The organism is Bacillus cereus group sp. N21 (genome assembly GCF_016483395.1).
Taxonomy (GTDB): domain Bacteria; phylum Bacillota; class Bacilli; order Bacillales; family Bacillaceae_G; genus Bacillus_A; species Bacillus_A pseudomycoides.
Genome location: NZ_JAEHBX010000194.1, coordinates 1 through 1,237, shown reverse-complemented (window position 1 = coordinate 1,237; position 1,237 = coordinate 1). Strand labels below are relative to the sequence as shown.

The following is a 1,237-nucleotide window of genomic DNA, read 5'->3' as shown; positions in this document are numbered from 1 at the left end:
ATATGGACACAACTTAGTTAAGTCCTTACAATGGGTTTCAAGGAGGAAGTGTCCGTATGACAAACAAGAAATTTAATGAAGAGTTTAAAAAAATGGTTGTTGAATTATATCATTCAGGACAACCTGTCAAACAATTAAGCAGCGAGTATGGCGTATCAGAAGTAACCGTTTATAAATGGATTAAAATATATTCTCCTATCACATCAGTTGATGAAGATGAACTAACACTAGAAGATCTAAAACGAATGAAAAAAGAAATGCTTCGTCTAAAAGAAGAGAATGAAATTTTAAAAAAGGCTATGGCCATATTCGCGAGAAAATAAAAGATACAGAATTACACCAATTTATCGATTGTCAAAAAGAAACGCACTCTGTTCATATCATGTGCCAAGCTCTTGGAATAGCGAGAAGTTCTTATTACCAATCTCAGCACAAAACAGAGTCAAAGCGTAGTCGTGAAAATAAAGAATTAACTCAAAAAATCAAACAAATCCATCAAGATAGCGAAGAACGTTACGGTGCGCCAAAGATTCATCAAACACTGTTGGAGCAAGGATTAAAAGTAAGCATAAAGCGTGTGCAACGGCTCATGAAAAAAGAAAATATTCGTTCCATTATCTTGAAAAAATATAAACCACATTCATCAAAATCAACTGTAGAAGAACGGACAAATCTATTAGAACAGGACTTCTCTACAACGACAATAAATGAAAAGTGGGTAGCGGATATTACCTATATTCACACGCAAAAAGATGGCTGGTGTTACCTAGCATCTGTGATGGATTTGTATTCTAAAAAAATTGTTGGATATTCATTTTCACGAAATATGACAACAAATCTTGTGGTAAAAGCGTTAGAAAACGCTTACTATACACAGAAACCACCAGAAGGTCTCATTCTACATACTGACTTAGGAACTCAATATACAAGTCAGGAATTTCAAACCTTACTCGCGAGTTATAAAATCAAACCTTCTTTCAGTAAGAAAGGCTGTCCGTATGATAACGCTTGTATCGAGTCATTTCATGCCATTTTAAAGAAAGAAGAAGTATATCGTACAAAATATGTCACATTTGAACAAGCAAACTTAGCATTATTTCAATACATCGAGGGATGGTATAACCGCAAGAGAATTCATAGTAGCATTGGTTATAAAACTCCCCAAACTATAGAAGATCTAGCTAAAAAAGTAGCTTAGATTTAACTTTTTTGTGTCCAAAATATTGACTCAAATCCA

At 34.0% G+C, this 1,237-nt stretch carries 1 protein-coding gene; it reads left to right on the top strand.

Annotated elements, in window-relative coordinates:
• The first annotated feature begins 56 nt into the window (after positions 1-56).
• A protein-coding gene (locus tag JDS96_RS30415) for an IS3 family transposase (protein ID WP_199669086.1) occupies positions 57-1,198 on the top strand; the annotation gives its coding sequence in 2 pieces (ribosomal slippage) (positions 57-288 and positions 288-1,198; 1,143 coding nt in all).
• Positions 1,199-1,237: the final 39 nt, after the last annotated feature.